This window comes from Candidatus Phaeomarinobacter ectocarpi (assembly GCF_000689395.1).
Lineage (GTDB): Bacteria > Pseudomonadota > Alphaproteobacteria > CGMCC-115125 > CGMCC-115125 > Pyruvatibacter > Pyruvatibacter ectocarpi.
This window is the reverse complement of the sequence record NZ_HG966617.1, coordinates 568,753-587,536: the sequence shown is the minus strand read 5'-3', so window position 1 is coordinate 587,536 and position 18,784 is coordinate 568,753. Positions and strand designations below refer to the sequence as shown.

Sequence of the window (18,784 nt, the reverse complement as noted above, 5' to 3'; positions counted from 1 at the left end):
TGTCAGATGCGGGCCTAGATACGAGCCTGCCGCAATTCCTCAGCCGGGTTGGCCGTGGGGTCTGCGGGGGCAGACAGGGCATCCTCGCGGACAGCGCGGGGTTCGCCGAACAGGAAGCCCTGGCCATATTTGATGTTGAGATCGAGGACCGACACAGCCGCGCGCTCATTCTCGATGCGCTCGGCAATCAGGTCGATGCCGTTGCGTTCAAACAGCGCCTTGATGTCGTCTGCCCGCACCAGCGACCCGGTACCGCGCAGGTCGCCCAGCAGTAACTCGGAGGGCACCTTCACAAAGCGGAAGCCCATGTCGTGGAGTTCGCTCAGATTCATGTCGAGGCGGCGTACATGGTCCAGCGAGAAGCGGAAGCCAAGGGCGTGCAGGGCCTCCAGGCTGGCTTTTTCAATTGGGCCGAGCCCCTCAAAAGCGGCCTGTGAAAACTCGAAATACAGATGCCCCGTCAGGTCGGCATTGTGTTCCATGAACTCAACGAATTGCGGGAAGAACTCAGCGTCCAGCAGGGAGTGCGCGGAAATATTGCAGAACACGCCAATGTCGCGGCTGCGGGCCACAAGGCGGCGCACCACCTGCACGCAGCGGAACAACAGCAGATTGTCGACCACCGGCATCATTCCGGCCGGCTCTGCCACGCGCATGTAATCGCCGGGCATGATGATCTCGCCTTCTTCACCGCGCAGGCGCGTCAGGCCTTCGTAGAAGCGGGTGCGGCGCTGGGGCAGGGTCACGATGGGCTGCAGATAAAGGTCCACGCGGTTTTCTTCCAGTGACGCGCGGATGGTTTCAATCATCTCACCTTCGGTCACGGGTTCAGCCGCTTCGCCTTCCAGCGGCAGACGGGTCTGGTCGCGGGGCGCATCGCTCTTGCGGTCCGTTGCACGGCGGCTGGGTGATGTGCCGTTGACGCCGGCCTCAACGCTTTCAGCAAGGCCCTTCACCAGGGTTTCGACCAGGCGGACTTCGCTGGAGAGCTGTTCGTTGCGCGATGACGTCTGGATATCCAGTGACGTTTCGAGTTCGGCAATGTGCTCGCGCATGCCGTCCATGTCGCGGCTCATAGTGGCGGCCTGCATGCGCAGACCACGCAGTTCTGTTTCAAGTTGGGACCGTTCGGCACTGCGGCCGACAAGCGCATGGGCCTGTCCGGCAAACAACAGGAGCACCGCGCCAACCAGAATGGCCGACTGTAGTTCAATGCCACCCGCCCGATGCAGGGCCACGGATAGCCCGGCAATTACAATTGCGTATGACGCAAAGATGAGACCATGGTTGAGCCAGGATGGCATGGCGAAGACAGTCTTTTGGGCGGAAAGCCGGGCGATCTGGCGCAGCTGTCCCGCATGGTGAACAGAGTCTTGACGCACAGTCTTGCCCGCAGGGTTTGAGAAATCGTTAACCACGCGCGCAGTCGGGGGTCTTTGCGGCCGAGATTTGCCCAATCCCACATTTGCCCAAACAGTGCGCGATCCCTAGATTTGCGCCCATGCGCCACAGATTCCCGCCTATTTCCCCCGACGGCCTTTGGATTTTCGGCTATGGCTCCCTGATGTGGGATCCAGGCTTTGAGTATGTGCGCGCGGCCCGCGCCACCCTGCCTGGCTGGCACCGGCGCATGAGCATGATCGCCACCAATTCCTATGGCCGCCCGTCGCGCCCCGGTCTTGCGGCCGGGCTGCACCCCCGTGGCAGCGTCGAGGGGGTGGCGTTTCTGGTGGCGCCTGACAAATGCCCTGAGATTCTGGATGTCCTGAGCAAGCGCGAATGGGCCTATCTTGCTGTCATGGCGCCGATGCGCCTGGCGGACGGGTCCAGCGTGCGGGCCCTGACCTATCTCGCCAGCCCGGTAAACGGGCGGTTTCGCACGACCCAGCCGGTGGGGGACTTTCTAAGGCGGCTCAGCCACGGCGTTGGTCGCAAGGGCTATGCGGCTGATTATGTGCGCCAGTCTGCGGAAGCGCTGAGCGCCCATGGCGTGCGCCAGAGTGACCTGCATGATCTCGTGCCGGTCATTGCCGGCGGCACCCGGTTTCGCCGCTAGGGCGTTTGGCGCCTTTAGAGCTTTGAGCTGATAAATCAAGCGCGCGGACGATCCCAAAACCTGATACATCCAGCGCTTGCTTCCTCGATGCTTGATAAGGATGTCTCCCGTGAGTGCGCATGATTTCAGTTTTCCGTCGATCACCGGCAGCACCATCAACCTGGCTGACTACAAGGGCAAAACGCTGCTTGTGGTGAACACCGCCAGTGAATGTGGGCTCACGCCACAATATGGCGACCTGCAGCGCCTGTGGGAGCGCTACAAGGATCGGGGTCTGGTTGTCCTGGGGGTGCCGTCAAATGACTTCGGCGCCCAGGAACCCGGCACCGAAAGCGAAATTCAGGATTTCTGCACGGTGACCTATGCGGTCGATTTTCCCATGACCAGCAAGCAGGCGGTTATTGGCGACGGTGCCCATGACTTTTACAAATGGGCGGCAAAAGAAGGTGGCGATACGGCCATTCCCGGCTGGAACTTTCACAAGCTGCTGATTGGCCCCAACGGCGACTTCATCAAGAGCTTTTCCCCGAAGGTCACGCCCATGTCGGACGATCTGCTGCGCGATTTGCGGCTTGTGGTTGAAGACGCCTAGGCACGTCGCGATACCAGAAACACGAAAGCCCCCCGCCGGGTCACCGGCAGGGGGCTTTTTTGTGATGTGGCTAGACGCTTAGGACGCAGTCTGACCTGTTTCCAGGGAAGACGTGGCACGCAGCGGTGAAATCTGGATTTCAACGCGGCGGTTTGCGGCCCGGCCGGCTTCCGTTGAATTGTCCGCAACCGGACGTTCTTCACCGAAGCCCTTCACGAGCAGGCGACGGCCATCCACGCCCTGGCTGGCAAGATACTGGCCAACAGAGCTTGCGCGGCGCAGGGACAGGTCGATGTTGTATTCAGCGCTGCCGGTTGAATCCGTGTGGCCCATCACGTCAACCAGTGACTTGTCATATTCGTCGAGCACGATGGCGACCGAGTTCAGCACTTCATAGAAGTTGGGTTTGATGTCGGACTGGTTGACAGCAAACGTGATGTTGGACGGCATGTTGAGCAGGATGTTGTCGCCCACACGGGTCACGCTCACACCGCTGGCCTGAAGGCGCTCGCGGAGCTCCGCTTCCTGACGGTCCATGTAGTAGCCGACGCCTGCGCCTGCCAGCGCGCCAACACCGGCGCCAATCAGGACGCGTGTGCGGGTGTCGCCGCCACCGATGAGCGCGCCACCAAGGGCACCCACAGCAGCACCAATGCCAGCGCCAATGCCAGCCTTGGAGGCCTTACGTTCGCCTGTGTAGGGGTCTGTCGTGCAGGCCGCCAATGTCAGTGCGGAAGCCGCTACGAGGGCAATGACTTTTTTCATGAGTATCCGTCCTTTGAAATCGCCCCTGGGAGGGCCCTAAATCCGTTCTGGATGACGGGTCGCCGCATCATGCGCGATGGCCCCCAACATCCCCTGTCGCTTCAGCGTCGGGTTCGCAGCATGAACCCAAGCTGAACAATCTCTCAAAGCCGATGCCGCAGGCGCTGGCAATCTGGTATAGATGCCGGGAAACCTGCGAAAAACCATCAAGCTTCTAGGCTGTGCTGCAGATTCTAGCACACAGAAGCAGCCGATGGCCCTGCATTTGATCTAACGAAAAACACGTTCAGGAAGGAATAGTTCCATGTCGCTTTTTGACCTCACCGGCAAGGTTGCCCTGGTTACCGGCTCCACCAAAGGCATCGGCGAAGCCATCGTCAAACGGATGGCCGAGCACGGCGCAAAAGTTGTCGTCTCCAGCCGCAAGGCAGATGCCTGCGACAAGGTCGCGGCTGAAATCAATGCGGCCCATGGCGAGGGCACCGCGGTGGCGATCCCCTGCAACATTTCCCACAAGGAAGAGCTTGAGAAGCTGGTGAATGCCACAATGAAGGCCTTCGGCCGCATTGATGCGCTGGTGTGCAATGCTGCCGTGAACCCCTATTTCGGGTCCTCCGCCGAGATCCCTGACGAAGCCTTTCAGAAGGTGATGGACGTCAACATCAAGTCCAACCACTGGCTGTGCAACATGGTGCTGCCCCAGATGCTGGAACGCGGCGAAGGCTCCATCACCATCATCTCGTCCATTGGCGGCCTCAAGGGCTCGCCCATTCTGGGTGCTTACGCGATCTCCAAGGCGGCTGACATGCAGCTTGCCCGCAACCTGGCTGTTGAGTATGGCGACAAAGGCATTCGTGCCAACGCGATCGCGCCGGGCCTCATCAAGACCTACTTTGCCAAGGCGCTGTGGGACGACGAGAACATTCTCAAGGCGTCCACCTCCGGCTCCGCTCTCAAGCGCATCGGCATTCCTGACGAGATCGCCGGCGCAGCTGTGTTCCTGGCGTCTGATGCCGGTGCCTTCATGACCGGCCAGACCATGACCATCGACGGTGGTGCAACCATCACCGGTGGCTGACATCGCACGGCTCGTGCGGGTGCGCTTCTGACCTTGTCAGGATCGCGCCCGCCAGAGCTGCGGATCAGTCTGCCAGTTTACGCGCGATGTAAAAGCCGTAGCTGACAAAGTCTGAATACCGCTCATAGAGAGCTATTTCGTGTCGCTCTGCGTCTACAATGGACTGCGCCTGCGCGGCATTGCCGTGCCGCGCCAGAAAATCACCGAACCGCTCCTGCATGGGGCGATAATAGGTATCGAGCCAGCTGCTCCGGGGCAGCGGAAAATATCCAACCGGCACGTAACCGTGGGCTTCCAGCTGCGCCATCTTTTTTGATGCAGGTGCCACTTCCGCATATTCGCGCGTCCAATGCTCCGTCAGCTCCGCGGGCCGGTCCGATGTCAGCCAGGTCAGCTCTGACACTGCCAGAATGCCGCCGGGCTTGAGAAACGGCCGCCAGCTTTTGATGCCGTTCTCAAAACCCATATTGTAGATCGCACCTTCCGACCAGACCGCATCGAGAGACGCGGGTGCGAACGCCAAAGCGTCCATGGAGGCTTCGCGCGTGGTGATCCGCTGCGACAGCCCTTGCGCCGCGGCCCGCTCTTCTAGGCGCGCGAGGAACGCGGGCAGAAAATCCACAGCCACGATGTCTGCATCCAACGTGCGCGCCAGCGTCAGTGTTGACGCACCGGCCCCACATCCAATGTCCGCAATTTTCAGGTTTCGCTTGTCAGAGAGGCCTGACAGATCAATGGCGCGCAGGGTGTCTGCTTCGCTACCGGGGCCTTGTCGCAAGGCACTGCCATGCAGGTCTATCAGCAGGTCCATGTCGTCCATCGGCGTACTCGTTTGATGCGGTCTCGAAGGTGGGCGTCGCTGCAAACTACCATGACCGCGTCGCCACAGCGCACCGGTTTGAGGTCGTCCTAGATCGGCATAAAAAAAGCCCGGCGGCATCGCTGCCACCGGGCTCAACGCCCGAATAAATGCCTTAACCAATGTCCAGCCGACGGGGAGGGGGGGGATGCTGACTGAACCGGGAGGCTGTCCGGGTGTGAACCGGATATGGGCATGAAAACCGCCCCCACAAGTGCGACAATCAGCACATCCCATAACGGTCGCGTGAACGGCTAAGCCTCTGAATTTGCAGCCTCTTTTAGGAGACCTGATCAAACACCTTGCGGGTGCGCGCCACAATCTCGCCCACTTCGTCCTCGCTGACGATCAAGGGCGGCGACAGGCAGATCGTGTCGCCACTGGCGCGGATCATCAGGTCATGGTCGTGGAAGGCCGCCTTCATGGCATCAAAGCCGCGTTTGGCCGGTGCTCCCTCGACGGGCGCCAGATCAAACGCCGCGGTCAGACCCATCTGGCGGATGTCTTCGACCAGCGGATGACCCTTCAGGCTCATGATGGCATCAGCCCACATCGCCTCAATGGATGCGGTGCGCTCGAACAGGCCTTCATCACGGTAGAGGTCCAGTGTGGCGAGTGCTGCCGCACAGGCCAGGGGATGCGCGGAGTACGTGTAGCCATGGAACAGATCAATGGCGTGATCGACGCCCGTCACGCTGTCCTGGAAGGTGTCGTAAATGTCTTCGCTGACAATCACGCCGGACAAGGGCACGGACGCTGAGGTCACGCCCTTGGCAAAGGTAATCATATCCGGCACCACACCAAAACGCTCGGCTGCAAAGGCCGCGCCCAATCGTCCGTACCCGGTAATAACTTCGTCGAAGATCAGCAGGATGCCGTGCTTCCTGGTGATCTCCCGCAGACGCTGCAGATAGCCGACAGGCGGCGGCAGCACGCCGGTGGAGCCGGCCATGGGTTCCACAATGACTGCAGCAATGGTGGACGCATCATGCAGGGCGACGAGCCGCTCCAGATCATCCGCCAGATGGGCACCCCATTCAGGCTGGCCCTTGGTGAACGCCTGATGCTCACGTGAATAGGTAGCGGGCAGATGGTCAACGCCGGGCAGCATCGCGCCGGAGAACCATTTGCGGTTCATCACCATGCCGCCAACGGAAATGCCGCCAAAGCCGGTGCCGTGATAGGCGCGCTCGCGGCCGATCAGGCGCGTGCGGCTGCCCTCACCCTTTGCGCGGTGATAGGCCAGTGCGATTTTCAGCGCTGTGTCGTCTGCCTCAGAGCCGGAGTTGCCGAAGAACACATGGTTGAGGTCACCGGGCGCAAGGGCTGCAATGCGCGAAGCCAGCTCGAACGCCTTGGGGTGGGAAAACTGGAAGGATGGCGCGAAGTCGAGTTCAGCAGCGGCCTTTTGAATGGCTTCCACAATCGACGGGCGGCAGTGACCGGCATTGGCGCACCACAGGCCCGCCGTACCGTCCAGAATGGCCCGGCCTTCCGGCGTGTAGTAGTGCATGCCTTCAGCGCGGGCAACGAGGCGCGGCCGCTTCTTGAACTCGGCATTGGGCGTAAATGGCACCCAGAACGCGTCAAGGTCATTGGGTGTGCTCGCGGGTCCGAGATCATCAGGTGGTGTCATCGTGGCAAACTCACAAAAGCGGGTTTCGGCGCGCCAACCGGTCCTACTTGCCGGTGCGGGTGCTCAAACGCTATCAGAGACGGAGGCGGTGATAAATAATCACCTTCCGCATAGCTCCCCCTCACCTTCATCCGTCCGGGAAGGCGTCCACCATGTCCATTTCTCCCAAACAGTCCGGCGCCAAAGCCCTGTCAAAGCGCCTGAAGCGCAAGGCCATCATTGTGGCGCCGGGGGCGTATGACGCGCTTTCAGCCAAAATCGCTGCTCAGGCAGGCGCGGACTGTGTGTACATGACCGGCTTCGGGGCTGCCGGGTCTACCCTTGGCGTCCCTGACATTGGCCTTATGAGCGCGACGGAAATGGCGGATCGGGTGCGGGCGCTGGCGTCCTCCACCCTGCCCGTACCGCTGATTGCCGACGGGGACAACGGCCATGGTGGCCCGCTCAATGCAGCCCGGCTGACGCGGCTGTATGAAAGCGCCGGGGCAGCCTGCATCCAGCTTGAGGATCAGGTCTTTCCCAAGCGCTGCGGCCATATGGAAAACAAGGAAGTTGTCTCGACCGCGGATGCTGCCGCCAAGATCCGTGCCGCGGTGGACGCCCGTGAGAGCACAGACTTCAAGATTATGGCGCGCACGGATGCCCGCTCCATGAACGGCATGAAGGACGCGCTCAAGCGGGCCGAAGCGTTTTTGACCGCCGGCGCAGACATCCTGTTTGTGGAAGCGCCACGCACCGAAAAAGAGCTGGTCAAAATCTGCGAGACGTTTCCCGACACCCACCTGATTGCCAATATGGTGGAAGACGGCAAGACGCCCTATCTGACCGCCGAAGAACTTGAGCAGATGGGATACAAGATCGCCGTCTTCCCGGTGACAGCGCTGCTTGCCATTACCAAGCGCCTGCAGGACGTATACGGAGCAGTTCTGTCGAACGGCAAACTGCCCGCGGGCGAAGACCGCGTGACGTTCCAGAGCTACAACGAGGTCATTGGCCTGCCGGAGATGCTGGCAGAGGCGGCGGAGCTGGACGGCTGATTTGCGCAGTTGTGTCCCGGCGCGCCTGCGTGCCGGCACGCCACCACGAACCGGTCGCAGCGCCCATGTCTCCTGTGGCGCTTCCTTGACGGCACACGCCAACGCACGCAAAGATGGCACCTCTCGTGCGGTCGGCACGAGGTTCTGAAACTGTGGTGTAGACGGAGTTTTGCCATGCGACGTTCCTTTTTTGCCCGCCTGACATTCGCGCTGGTGGCTTCCTTGAGCTTGGCGGCCTGCGCCGCAGGTGCCCGCTCCACCTCCATGGTCGCCCCGATTGACGCGTCAACAAAAGCAGCAAGCGACAGCGTCCTGTTTCAATCCATCAAGGTCAATTCGGTTTCGGGGGGTGAGGAAACCAACCCGATGTGGACCTCTGAGGTTTCCAGCGGAGCATTTAGAGAAGCACTTATCTCTTCATTGCGCTCGTCGGACATGTTGGACCAATCCGACGGTGGCCTCAGCCTCAACGCCCATATCAGAGACCTGAAACAGCCCCTGGTGGGCTTCAGCTTCACGGTGACAGCCGTGGTTGATTACAACGTGTCAACGCCGGATGGTCAGCGCGCCTTCTCAGAAGTCATCCGGACGCCGTTCACGGCAGGCGTGTCAGACGCCTTTCTCGGCGTAGAGCGACTGCGGATCGCCAATGAGGGTGCGATCAAGGAAAACATCAAGGCCTTCATTGCCCGGCTTTCCAACGCGGCGGATGCCGACCCTGAAAAGTTCGTGGTGCCTGACGTCGAAAATGAGCCTGCATCCCAGATGGAGCCGGTCAGCTAACGCGCCGCGATGCACTCGACTTCGAGGCTGCCGCCCAGCGCCAGGCCGTTTGCTCCGAAGGCGGATCGTGCCGGGTATGGGGCTTCAAAATATTCCACATAGACCGCATTGAAGGCGGGCCAGTCGGCCATGTCTGAGAGCATGACGGTGCATTTGATCACGTCGGCAAATGTCAGGTCGGCGGCTTTCAGCGTGGCACCGATATTGTCCATGGTCTGGCGGGCTTCGGCTTCGATGCCGCCTTCCACCAATGTCAGCGTGCCGGGTTTGACGCCGATCTGGCCGGACAGAAAGACCAAACCACCGGCTTCCACAGCTTCCGTGAAGGGCAGGTTCTGGCCTTCAAACGCGCCTGAGGAATGATAGGCGGTCTCTGCGGCACCAGCCGTCATCGGCAGCACAGCCAGGCCCGCCAGGCTGAGTGCCCCCCGTACAATCCGTTTCATTTTCATCTCCCGGTTTTTGTCAGCCAAGGAACATCGGCTTGGTGTTGATGTTGTGGATGTTGGGCCGGTAGGCGTCTGCATCGTAATGCGCAGCCACGTCCACGCGGCGTTGTCCTTCGATACAAGTCGACACCGGCACGCTTTGGTAAGCCCCGTCGCGCACGGCAATCATCAGGCCGTCGCGGCCCTGTTCAAGATGCTGCACGGCCATGGCGCCCATGCTGCGGGCCACCATTGTGTCCAGCGCATCCGGCGTGCCGGTGCGCATGAGGTAGGAGAGCTTCTGGGAAATCGTGCCGGCGCCGGTCAACCGCTTGAACTCTTCGCTCACAACGTCGCTGATGCCGCCGAGACGACGCTGGCCGGAGGCATCCGTCTCCCCATACTCCACCGCATCGCTGCCCTCGATGCGCGCGCCTTCGGAAATGACGGCCATGGTGTAGTTCGAGGGGTTGTCGGCCCTGTCGGCCATCAACATGTCCGCCAGCCGCTCCATGTCGAAGGGGACTTCGGCAATCAGCACGCGGGGCGCGTCCGCCAGGTAGCCGGACATCAGGGCTGTCTCGCCGGACTTGCGGCCGAACAGCTCAATGATACCGACGCGCTCATGGCTGCCGGCCGGTGTCCGCAGGGCATTGATGGCATCGACGGAGCGTGTGACAGCGGTTGAAAACCCGATGCAGTAGTCGGTGCCGAACACATCATTGTCCATGGTCTTGGGAATGGTGTTGACCCGGACGCCATGGGCCTGAAGTTGCGCTGCATAAGCCAGTGTGTCCACACCGCCAATGGGAACCAGCGCGTCGATGTTGAGATGCGCGATCACTTCAAGAATATGCGCCGTACCCGCTTCAAGGGTTGCCACGTGGGTGCGGGAGGTATGCAGCACCGTGCTGCCGAGCCGGTCAATGGCGCGCACGGATGTCGCGGTCAGGGGCATGGTGCAGGCCTCGAGGGATCCCTCCGGATCATCCAGATCAAAGTCCAGCAGGCCGCGCCAGCCGCGTCTGATGCCAATGACTTCCCAGCCAAGATCCGTCGCCTGACGGGTAATCGTCTGGATCGCCGGGTTGAGACCGGGAACATCGCCGCCGCCTGTGAGAACGCCAATACGCATGTGTCTGCCCCCCGACCTAAAAGCTCAACGACTGGGCAATGCCCGGTCGCGTGATGCGGGGTTTGAAGGTCTTGGCGTCATAGTAACGATCCACATCGACCTGTGCCGCGCCCTCGCCAGTGCGTGAAATGGGCACAGAGGTGTATGTCCCCTCCTGCAACGCCGTCATGCGCCCGGTCTGACCGGCGGCAATCAGCTCCACCGCCAGGGTGCCGAACGCCCGCGCGATCATGCTGTCCTGGGAGACTGGCGCGCCCGCGCGCATGAGATAGGCCAGTTGAAGAGAGAACGCAGGCACGCCCAGTCGCTGGGTCAGGTCGCGCGCCAGAATTTCGCCGACGCCGCCCAGACGCGTGTTGCCAAACTTGTCCGTGCGCGCTGGCGTCGAGGCTGTGTCCGCATCAATGCCCACAAGCTGCGCACCTTCCGAGATCACCATGACAGCGCCCGCCTCACCGCCCGCCGACAGATCATTCCACAGCAGTTCAGATAGGGCCGCCACGTCCACGGGCACTTCGGCAATGGCGGTCCGGTCTGCGGAGCCAAGATGCCCCGCCATCAGCGCGGTTTCACCCGAGTGCCGCCCCATCAATTCAATGACGCCGATGCTTTCTTCTGCAGAGGCCGTGCTGCGAATGTCATGCACCGTATGGATGGACCGGGTGATGGCCGTGGGAAACCCGATGCAGACATCCGTCCCCTGAACATCATTGTCCATGGTCTTGGGGATGGCGAGCACGGGCACGCCTTCTTCGCCCAGCCGTGCGGCATAGCTCAACGTGCCATCGCCCCCAATGGGAATGAGCGCATCGAGCTTCAGATACTCAATGACCCGCAGGATGTGCGGTGTCATGTCGGCCCAGCGGCGCTCGTCATAGGACGCCGTGGCCTGCAGGAATTCCGGCATGTCCGCTTCACGCACCGTGTCCGGGTGCAGCCTGGCCGTGTGCAGCACCGTGCCGCCAAACCGGTCTATGCCTCGCGTCGTTTGCGGGTCCAGTGTCATCAGGCGGGCAGCCTGGCTGCTCTCATCATCGGGATTGACCCCAAGCAGGCCGGCCCAGCCATTGCGGATGCCCACCACCTCCCAGCCGCGCGCGCACGCCTCGCGCGTCACCTGCTGGATCGCCGGGTTCAACCCGGGCACATCGCCACCGCCTGTCAGTATTCCGATACGCATCGCGTCTCTTTTGTTCTGGGTGCCAAGCTCATGCACTCGATACTAGCCACGTCGTGTGACGGCCCGACTACGCAGATCGCCCGCGGGTGCTGACGGGCCAGATGTCTACCAGCGTGCCGTCTTTGACCACGTGGTAGCAGTCATAGAGGTTCACGGTGGGGTCGCAGTGGGGGGTCTCGAGGTTGAGGACGCTGCCCGGCGCCAGGCCGGTGTCCTTGTCGGGAAACGCCAGGCCGCCCTGCTCGTCGCCGAACAGGAAGTAGGCCGTGCCTTCCGGGGTGCCGGACGCGATGGCGATTGTCTTCTGGTCGGTGGCCATGCTCTTGATGCCGGCGTCGGTGGTGGCAATGCCTGGCGTGTTGGCGCTCACAACGGTGGTCTGGATCGTGAGAGATGTTTCAAAGGCCTGTTCGGGACCGCTCTTCTGGTGCACGGCGTTGTATTCCGTATCCATGAACAGGTAGCTGCCGGCCTGCAGGTCCGTCAGGATATCCGCCTCGGGATCAATGTCCCATGATCCGGTGCCGCCGCCGGTGAGAATATCACAGGAAATACTCCGCTCACGGAGCATGTCGCGCATGTCGCCAAGCTGTTTCATGGCGTCGAGGGATTTTTCCCGGCGCTCTGCGTAGTCTTCGACATGCATCAGATGGCCTGCATAGGCCTGCAGCCCCATGAATTTAAGCCCCGGACTGGCGGCCACGAATTCTGCCAGTTCCGCCGCGCCTTCGCCGGGCGCAATGCCAGTGCGATGCAGGCCCACGTCCAAATCGACAATCACCTTCAGGGGACGGCTGCCGCCTTGCTCCGGGGACGCTGCGCGCGCCAGGGCCTGGGCGTTGTCGAGATTGTCCACGGTCACGATCAGGTCCGCCATGCGGCCATTGAGGTCCATGACGCGGCGGATGCCGTCTTCCTTCACAACCGGTGAGGTGATCAGCACGCTATCAATGCCGCCCTCGCCCATGACCTCCGCCTCGCCGAGTTTGGCGACGCACACACCCACGGCGCCTGCCGCCAGCTGACGGCGGGCAATTTCAACCGACTTGTGGGTCTTGGCGTGGGGCCTCAGCCCAAGGCCTGAGGCCTTGCAGTGGTCCATCATGCGGGTGAGGTTGCGGTCGAAGGCATCCAGATCCAGCACCAGCGCGGGGGTGTTGAGAGCCTGCGCAGACCCCTGCTGGCCAAGCATGTGCGCGTTGGGGGTCAGGGTGGCGGCTGCGTCTGGCGTGATGGGCATGAAAAGTCCTGATCAATATCGGCTGTTTCGTCGAATGTCCGACCCAATGCCAGACCTTTCGAACCTTAGAGAAAACCGCCGTTTTCACCAAATGCTGCGGGCGCTCGGAGACGCCCTTTCAGAAATCGTTTACCGCGTTAAGGCGGCATCAAGGGGATGGTCCGTAAGGTCCTGCGCAGAAATCCGACAACCGGGCCACGCCATGACCACCGCCGACACATCTCCAGACGCGCCGTCACCGGACGCGGACGCCTCCCCTGCGGACCCGCAGGCGCAGGGCTATATGCCGCCGGCTGTCTCCGCGCCGCGCTACTGGCTGCTGATTTCCGTGCTGGTGCTGCTTGCCTGTGCCCTGGCCGCAGGCTTTGCCATGCGCATGCTGAGCGAAGAAGCAGGCACCAACTCCTATGCGGTGCTGGTGGATTCATGGCTGAGCGGCCAGCTGCATTCCGACACCTGCTTTGACGGCGACTGCGCGACCTTTGAGGGTAAGACATACGTCATCTTCCCGCCCGCCCCCGCTGCCGTGGCGTTGCCCTTTGTGGCGCTGAGTGGTCAGGGCGCTGACTTCAAACACTTCATGCCCCTTTCCATGGCACTGTTGCTGGCCATCGGCTTTATCTGGTCGCGGCTGTTTGCAGCGGCTGGCCCTGATCAGACGCGGACGCTGATTTTGTTGCTGGCGCTGGTCTTTGCGACACCGCTTTATTTTGTGGCGTTGCGCGGTGACCGAGTGTGGTTCTTTGCGCAGCTTGTGGGCTTCTTCTTTGTGTCCATGGCGCTGTGGGCCACCATCGAACGCCGCAATGCGTGGCTGGCCGGCATCATGATCGGCATGGCATTCCTGTCGCGGCAGATGAGCATTCTCTATGCGCCGCTGCTTTTTGCGCTGCTGCTCCATGATGATGAGCCGCTGCTGCGCATCAACAAGGAACGGATCGCGCAGGCGCTCAAGCTCGGCGTCCCGATCCTGGGCGCCGTCGGCGTTTACTGCCTCTATAATTATGTGCGCTTTGGCGCGCCGCTTGATACGGGCTACGGCTATATCGCCGCCAATATCCTGCCGGGCGAAGAGAACGTCATCACCCTGCGGATCAATGATCTTGGCCTGTTTGCGCAGGAGTACTTCCTGTTCAACGTGGTCCATATGTTCTTCCAGGGACTGCACATTGATTTTGGCGGCACCTACACGACCAAGATCATGGGTGTGGACAGTTTCGGCACGTCCATTCTGGCGGCCAGCCCGTTCCTACTGCTGCTTGTGTTTGTGCAGCGGCACCGCATTGCATTCATCGGTCTGGCCACGGCAGCCGCTATTTGCGGCATCACGCTGTTTTATCACTCCAACGGCTTCAGCCAGTACAATGTGCAGCGCTATGCGCTGGACTGGTTGCCCATTGCCATGCTGTTGCTGGCCCCCACGGTGCGGACCGAGTGGCGCGGCATTCTTGCAGTGCTGGTGGGATACGCCATGGTGCTCAATCTCGTCACCATGGCCGCGCTCAGGATTTCCGGAACAGCCTAGGCAGGTTCAACACCCTGCGCTGATCTGAATGTCAGCAACTTGTGGCCCACATAGCTTGTGGCCGCGCCAATGGCGATGGCGATGCCATGGGCGATGGCTTCTGCGACCGGCGTGTAGTCGAGACCAATGCCGAGCGCTGGAACAACCATGCGCAACAGCACGACAGCCACCAGCCAGACTTCAACAGCACTCACCAGATTGACGGCGATGAACCGGCGCAGCTGCACCGCCATGGGCAGGCCCGCATCGGGAAACACATAGGCGCGATACAGCAGGAAACCGCTGGTCATGCCAATGGCATAGGCAATCAGCACGGCCATCTCGAAACTGAGGGCCGGTGCGAAGACAGCCGACAGGGCAATGCGCGCCAGCCAGTTGACGGCGGCTGCAAGGCTGCCCACCAGCAGGAAACGCAATACGCGATGTGTCTCGCTTAGACGTCTTTCGCTTAGAGGCGTTTCGCTTGGATGTGTGTCACTCATTGTCTCCGACCTTTAGAGCGGAGAGCCAAGAAGTGCTGCGGCGAATACCATGCCGAGCACGGCCCCGAGCAACAGGCTGGGGCCATCCTTGACGGCAAAGGCGACCGGATCGTCATCAAGCTCGCCACGCTGGGCCAGCAGCCAGATACGCGCGACCCAGAGGAACAAGATAGGCGGCGCCGCCCACAGCATCAGTGGCTGCGCATAGGCGCCTGCGGAATAGGCTTCATTCATGACGTACATCACCAGCACCTGCACGGAGGCAAGACCCGAGGCTGCACCGATCATGGCGACCATGGGACCATCGCCTGCCTTGTAGCCACGACCGGCTGCTTTGGTGCGGCCATGGGCTTCCATGCGGGTGACTTCCACATGGCGCTTGGCAAAGGACAACGACAGGAACAGGAACATGGAAAACACCAGCAGCCATGGCGAGAAGACGACGCCGGCCAGCGCCACGCCGAAGCCAAGGCGCACCGTGAACAATGTGGCCAGCACCGCAGCGTCCAGCAGCTCGATCTTCTTGAGACTGAAAGAGTAGGCCAGGGTCAACGCCAGATAGAGCGTCAGGAAGCCGATGGCGACCGGACCGATCCACGCGGCAATGGCATAGGCGGCGATCATGCCCGCTGGAATGAGCACCAGCGCATGGGCAATCTTCAATCGACCGGACGCCAGGGGCCGGTTGCGCTTGGACCAGTGACGGCGATCGTCTGCCAGATCGAACAGGTCATTCAGCAGATAGGTGGCCGACGCCAGGAGTGACAGCGCCAGGAAGCCTGCTGCTGCCAGGGTCCAGGCCTCAACGTTGAACATCAATCCGCCCAGCAGGAGCGGCGCAAAGATCAGCCCGTTCTTGGCCCATTGGTGCAGACGCAATACCTTGGCGGCGAATTTGAAACCGGCCTTGGGACGCGCGAACACTTCCACAGGTTCGCGCACGGCGCGCGCGGCGCGCAGAACGCCGGGTGTCGGGTTCACCACAAGGGAGTCCTGCGCGGCTTTCCATACAGGCACATCCGCTCGGCTGTCGCCCGCATAGGCAAAGCCATCCGGGAAGGCATCTACCAGCACGGCCGCCTTGGCCTTTGCCTTGAGATTGGTAGCCCCATCGCTTGCAAAGACGCGACTGATAAACGGAAACCGCTTCTTGATCCGGTGAGCCACCAGACTGTCTGTCGCGGTCGCCAGATGCACCTGGCGGCCCATGGCGGCTTCGCGCGCGGCAAAACTCACAAGGTCTTCGGTTGCCGGCAGGCTTTCCACATCCAGCACGGCTTTTTCAGCCAGCTTCTGTTTCAAAATGGCACGGCCGCGCAGCACCCATGCTGCAACCTGAAACAGGCGCAAGGGGTTTTGCCGCACGAAAGCAATGAATGTCTCGAACAGAATGTCCGTTCGGATGAGCGCGCCGTCGAGATCCAGAACCAGCGGCAATTCCGCCGATTTGTCCGTTATTCCGGTCTTTTCCGCCGTTTCAGGCGCGCGTTGTACATCATGTATGGCAGGCATCTGGGGGGCTTCCTGCTGGTTGAACCTTCGCTCAACTGTGCAGGACCAGGGCCAAAGACCGGGTTAAGGCGGACACCGACTTTTTTCGTGCGTTCTGGCGTGTTCCGGCACGGGGATTGCGGCGCTCACCTTCCTGACCGGCCCTTTGGCCCAAAATGAACCGGAATAGCGCCATGCGCCTCGACCCACAATTTGCCAAATATCTGATCTTCGCAGGCTCGCTTGCCGTCCTGGCTGCCGGGCTCGCGCGCGAGGCATTTGTGATCAATGTGGGTGTGGACACCGTGGTGCAGGACCTGCGGCAGTTCAATCTGGATGCCGAGAACAGCGTGCCCGCATGGTGGGGCTCATCAATGATGCTCATTGCGTCGCTGCTGCTCTACACACTTGGTGCAAAGGCCTGGCGTGCCGGGGACATTCTTTGGCGCCTGTGGCTGGTTCTGGCCCTTGTCTTCATGGCGTTGTCGATCGACGAAGCGGCCAGTTTCCACGAGGGCGTCATTGCCCCCCTGCGCAGTGCCTTCGGGTTCGGCGGTGTTCTTTTTTACGCCTGGGTCGTACCGGCATTTGTCTGCGTCCTGGGACTTGGACTGGCGCTGCTGCCGCTACTCAAGCGATTGCCACCGAGCCTGTTCTGGAAGTTTGCAGCGTTTGGCGGGCTGTTTGTAGCGGGCGCGCTGGGCATGGAAATGGTCGGCGGCTGGCTGGATTATCAGGGCTACCGGGCAACCGCTTTCTACGCGCTGTCCATCAGCATTGAAGAGGGGTTTGAGCTGCTTGGCGTCAGCCTGTTCATTGCAGCGCTGCTGGACCAGTTTGATCCCGCTCGGGCCGTGGTCGGAGACTATGCGCGACGCCAGCCGGGCCGGCACGCCCGCGTGCCGCGCATGGCATCGGGCGCTGGCCAGTTCCCGGCGATAAGCGCCGACTAGCGCACCGGGTGCATCTCAGGCTGACGCAAACCTCAGCCGGTTGCCGAAGGGGTCCGTCACCTCCAGTAGTTTGCCGCCCCACGGGGCATCCTCCAGTCCTGGCCTGATATTGCCGATGTCATCGCGGCTGCGCAGGTCTGCGTGGAACGCCTCGATGTCCTCCACGGGCACAAAAGCTGTTGAGCCCGGCGTGGCATCACCATGATGGCCGGTGAGGTCGAGGGTCAGTCCGGCCCTTGAAATGCGCATGTATAGCGGCAGGTCAGGCTCGAACCGGTGCTCGAACACGATCTCGAACCCCAGATAGTCCAGATAGAAGCGCCGGGCCTGCGTTTCGTCGAAAATGCGCAGGACCGGAATGGCGCCATGAAATGCGATGGTCATTGAGGGTTCCTGATCTTGGGGCATGGGGCGAAAACACGAGTCTTCCCGCCACTTTAAGCCATCACAACCTGTTGACACCCGTTGGCAGACTCCCTATCTCACCCCCGTGCTTGTTAGCACTCGCCCAAACCGAGTGCCAATAAGCAGCGGGCCGCATCAAGCAGCCCGCTTAGTTATTGAAAATGTTGGACTTTTGGCCCTGATGGTATTGGGGCCTTATCCATATAAGAGGAGAGAGCTCATGGGTTTTCGCCCCCTGCACGACCGTGTTGTCGTTCGCCGGCTCGAAGAAGATGAGAAGACAGCTGGCGGGATCATCATCCCCGACACAGCCAAGGAAAAGCCAAGCGAAGGCGAAATCGTCTCCGTTGGCGACGGCGCGCGCGATGAGTCCGGCAAGGTACAGCCGCTCGACGTGAAAGCCGGCGACAAGGTGCTTTTCGGCAAGTGGTCCGGCACCGAAGTAAAGATCGACGGTGAAGATCTGCTCATCATGAAAGAGAGCGATATTCTCGGCGTGATCGAAGGCAAAAAGGGCAAGAAGTAGAGCTGCGCGAGGGCATGCCCCTCACTAGCGCGGCTTTTTTATTGCCGTTTTCAGACCATCAAACTGCTAACCCGCCGGGCCGAGCCGCTTTGACGAGAAGCGCCGTCCGGCACAATGAGAGGTAAAGGAAACCATGGCTAAAGAAGTCAAATTTGGTTCCGAAGCCCGTGAAAAGATGCTCCAGGGCGTCGATACACTGGCAAACGCTGTAAAGGTGACGCTTGGTCCCAAGGGCCGCAACGTCGTCATCGACAAGTCCTTCGGCTCACCACGCACCACCAAGGACGGTGTGTCCGTGGCGAAGGAAATCGAACTGGAAGACAAGTTCGAGAACATGGGCGCACAGCTCATCCGTGAAGTTGCATCCCGCACCAATGACGAAGCTGGTGACGGCACAACAACGGCAACCGTTCTGGCTCAGGCCATCGTCCGTGAAGGCGCCAAGTCTGTGGCTGCCGGCATGAACCCGATGGACCTCAAGCGCGGCATCGACCTCGCAACATCAGCCGCCATTGCAGACCTCAAGAAGCGCTCCAAGAAAGTGAAGGGCACTGAGGAAATTGCACAGGTCGGTACGATTTCAGCCAATGGCGAAAGCGAAATCGGCGAGCTC

20 protein-coding genes are annotated in these 18,784 nt (G+C 61.1%); 9 read left to right on the top strand and 11 right to left on the bottom strand.

Translation table 11 applies throughout. From position 1 onward, the window contains the following. Positions 1–14: 14 nt before the first annotated feature. Entirely contained in the window at positions 15–1,304 is a 1,290-nt protein-coding gene (locus BN1012_RS02810; protein ID WP_043950560.1) for an EAL domain-containing protein, read from the bottom strand. A gap of 197 nt (positions 1,305–1,501) precedes the next feature. On the opposite strand from BN1012_RS02810, the gene BN1012_RS02805 reads away from it, so the two are divergent. After that, complete coding sequence (locus BN1012_RS02805) at positions 1,502–2,056, top strand: gamma-glutamylcyclotransferase (protein WP_043948442.1); 555 nt, start codon at positions 1,502–1,504, stop codon at positions 2,054–2,056. A 100-nt stretch (positions 2,057–2,156) separates the two neighbouring features. Then, complete coding sequence (locus tag BN1012_RS02800) at positions 2,157–2,648, top strand: glutathione peroxidase (protein ID WP_052534435.1); 492 nt, start codon at positions 2,157–2,159, stop codon at positions 2,646–2,648. A 78-nt stretch (positions 2,649–2,726) separates the two neighbouring features. Here BN1012_RS02800 and BN1012_RS02795 read toward each other — a convergent pair whose 3' ends face one another. Then, positions 2,727–3,413, bottom strand: coding sequence for a YiaD family glycine zipper/OmpA-like lipoprotein (locus tag BN1012_RS02795; protein ID WP_043948440.1), 687 nt, complete (start codon positions 3,411–3,413; stop codon positions 2,727–2,729). A 304-nt stretch (positions 3,414–3,717) separates the two neighbouring features. Here BN1012_RS02795 and BN1012_RS02790 point away from each other — a divergent pair, with 304 nt between their 5' ends. Beyond that, positions 3,718–4,491 (top strand): SDR family NAD(P)-dependent oxidoreductase, encoded by a 774-nt coding sequence (locus BN1012_RS02790; protein WP_043948439.1) that lies wholly within the window; start codon positions 3,718–3,720, stop codon positions 4,489–4,491. A gap of 64 nt (positions 4,492–4,555) precedes the next feature. On the opposite strand, the gene BN1012_RS02785 is transcribed toward BN1012_RS02790, so the two are convergent. Further along, positions 4,556–5,311 carry a class I SAM-dependent methyltransferase gene (locus BN1012_RS02785; RefSeq protein ID WP_043948438.1) on the bottom strand — a complete coding sequence of 252 codons (756 nt, stop codon included), beginning with the start codon at positions 5,309–5,311 and terminating at the stop codon, positions 4,556–4,558. Positions 5,312–5,630: 319 nt separating this feature from the next. Further along, positions 5,631–6,986, bottom strand: a complete 1,356-nt coding sequence (aptA, locus tag BN1012_RS02780; protein ID WP_043948437.1) for an omega-aminotransferase AptA — start codon at positions 6,984–6,986, stop codon at positions 5,631–5,633. 152 nt (positions 6,987–7,138) lie between these two features. Between aptA and BN1012_RS02775 the strand changes: the two genes are divergently transcribed. Beyond that, on the top strand, positions 7,139–8,023 hold the full coding sequence (locus tag BN1012_RS02775) for an isocitrate lyase/PEP mutase family protein (protein ID WP_043948436.1): 885 nt from the start codon (positions 7,139–7,141) through the stop codon (positions 8,021–8,023). Between the two features lie 174 nt (positions 8,024–8,197). Beyond that, the gene (locus tag BN1012_RS02770; RefSeq protein ID WP_052534432.1) at positions 8,198–8,806 is read left to right on the top strand and encodes a hypothetical protein; all 609 of its coding nucleotides are present in this window, start codon (positions 8,198–8,200) and stop codon (positions 8,804–8,806) included. Here the strand turns inward: BN1012_RS02770 and BN1012_RS02765 are convergent. The 4 genes from BN1012_RS02765 to BN1012_RS02750 all read right to left on the bottom strand — a co-directional run bounded on the left by BN1012_RS02765 (position 8,803) and on the right by BN1012_RS02750 (position 12,789). After that, positions 8,803–9,252, bottom strand: coding sequence for a RidA family protein (locus BN1012_RS02765; RefSeq protein WP_043950558.1), 450 nt, complete (start codon positions 9,250–9,252; stop codon positions 8,803–8,805). The genes BN1012_RS02770 and BN1012_RS02765 overlap by 4 nt on opposite strands. 19 nt (positions 9,253–9,271) lie before the next feature. Next, complete coding sequence (locus BN1012_RS02760; RefSeq protein WP_043948435.1) at positions 9,272–10,369, bottom strand: 6-phosphofructokinase; 1,098 nt, start codon at positions 10,367–10,369, stop codon at positions 9,272–9,274. Between the two features lie 16 nt (positions 10,370–10,385). Beyond that, positions 10,386–11,549, bottom strand: coding sequence for a 6-phosphofructokinase (locus BN1012_RS02755; RefSeq protein WP_043948434.1), 1,164 nt, complete (start codon positions 11,547–11,549; stop codon positions 10,386–10,388). A gap of 67 nt (positions 11,550–11,616) precedes the next feature. Next, on the bottom strand, positions 11,617–12,789 hold the full coding sequence (locus tag BN1012_RS02750) for a DSD1 family PLP-dependent enzyme (RefSeq protein WP_244442934.1): 1,173 nt from the start codon (positions 12,787–12,789) through the stop codon (positions 11,617–11,619). A 202-nt stretch (positions 12,790–12,991) separates the two neighbouring features. On the opposite strand from BN1012_RS02750, the gene BN1012_RS02745 reads away from it, so the two are divergent. Beyond that, a complete protein-coding gene (locus tag BN1012_RS02745) occupies positions 12,992–14,314 on the top strand; it encodes a hypothetical protein (protein WP_052534430.1) in 1,323 nt (440 codons plus the stop codon). Here BN1012_RS02745 and BN1012_RS02740 read toward each other — a convergent pair. Together BN1012_RS02740 and BN1012_RS02735 are read right to left on the bottom strand one after the other, a co-directional pair. Continuing rightward, positions 14,311–14,796 (bottom strand): GtrA family protein, encoded by a 486-nt coding sequence (locus BN1012_RS02740; RefSeq protein ID WP_043948433.1) that lies wholly within the window; start codon positions 14,794–14,796, stop codon positions 14,311–14,313. The two genes, BN1012_RS02745 and BN1012_RS02740, sit on opposite strands and share 4 nt — an antisense overlap. Before the next feature lie 12 nt (positions 14,797–14,808). Beyond that, on the bottom strand, positions 14,809–16,308 hold the full coding sequence (locus tag BN1012_RS02735; RefSeq protein ID WP_043948432.1) for a UbiA family prenyltransferase: 1,500 nt from the start codon (positions 16,306–16,308) through the stop codon (positions 14,809–14,811). A gap of 173 nt (positions 16,309–16,481) precedes the next feature. Between BN1012_RS02735 and BN1012_RS16565 the strand changes: the two genes are divergently transcribed. Further along, a complete protein-coding gene (locus BN1012_RS16565) occupies positions 16,482–17,240 on the top strand; it encodes a hypothetical protein (RefSeq protein WP_052534422.1) in 759 nt (252 codons plus the stop codon). A 15-nt stretch (positions 17,241–17,255) separates the two neighbouring features. Here the strand turns inward: BN1012_RS16565 and BN1012_RS02725 are convergent, their stop codons facing one another. Continuing rightward, positions 17,256–17,624 carry a glyoxalase superfamily protein gene (locus BN1012_RS02725; protein ID WP_043950554.1) on the bottom strand — a complete coding sequence of 123 codons (369 nt, stop codon included), beginning with the start codon at positions 17,622–17,624 and terminating at the stop codon, positions 17,256–17,258. Positions 17,625–17,865: 241 nt separating this feature from the next. Here BN1012_RS02725 and groES point away from each other — a divergent pair, with 241 nt between their 5' ends. Together groES and BN1012_RS02715 are read left to right on the top strand one after the other, a co-directional pair. Beyond that, a complete protein-coding gene (groES, locus tag BN1012_RS02720) occupies positions 17,866–18,171 on the top strand; it encodes a co-chaperone GroES (protein WP_043948431.1) in 306 nt (101 codons plus the stop codon). 133 nt (positions 18,172–18,304) lie between these two features. Then, positions 18,305–18,784, top strand: a 480-nt coding sequence (locus BN1012_RS02715; RefSeq protein WP_043948430.1) for a TCP-1/cpn60 chaperonin family protein, incomplete at its 3' end; no start/stop codon positions are given.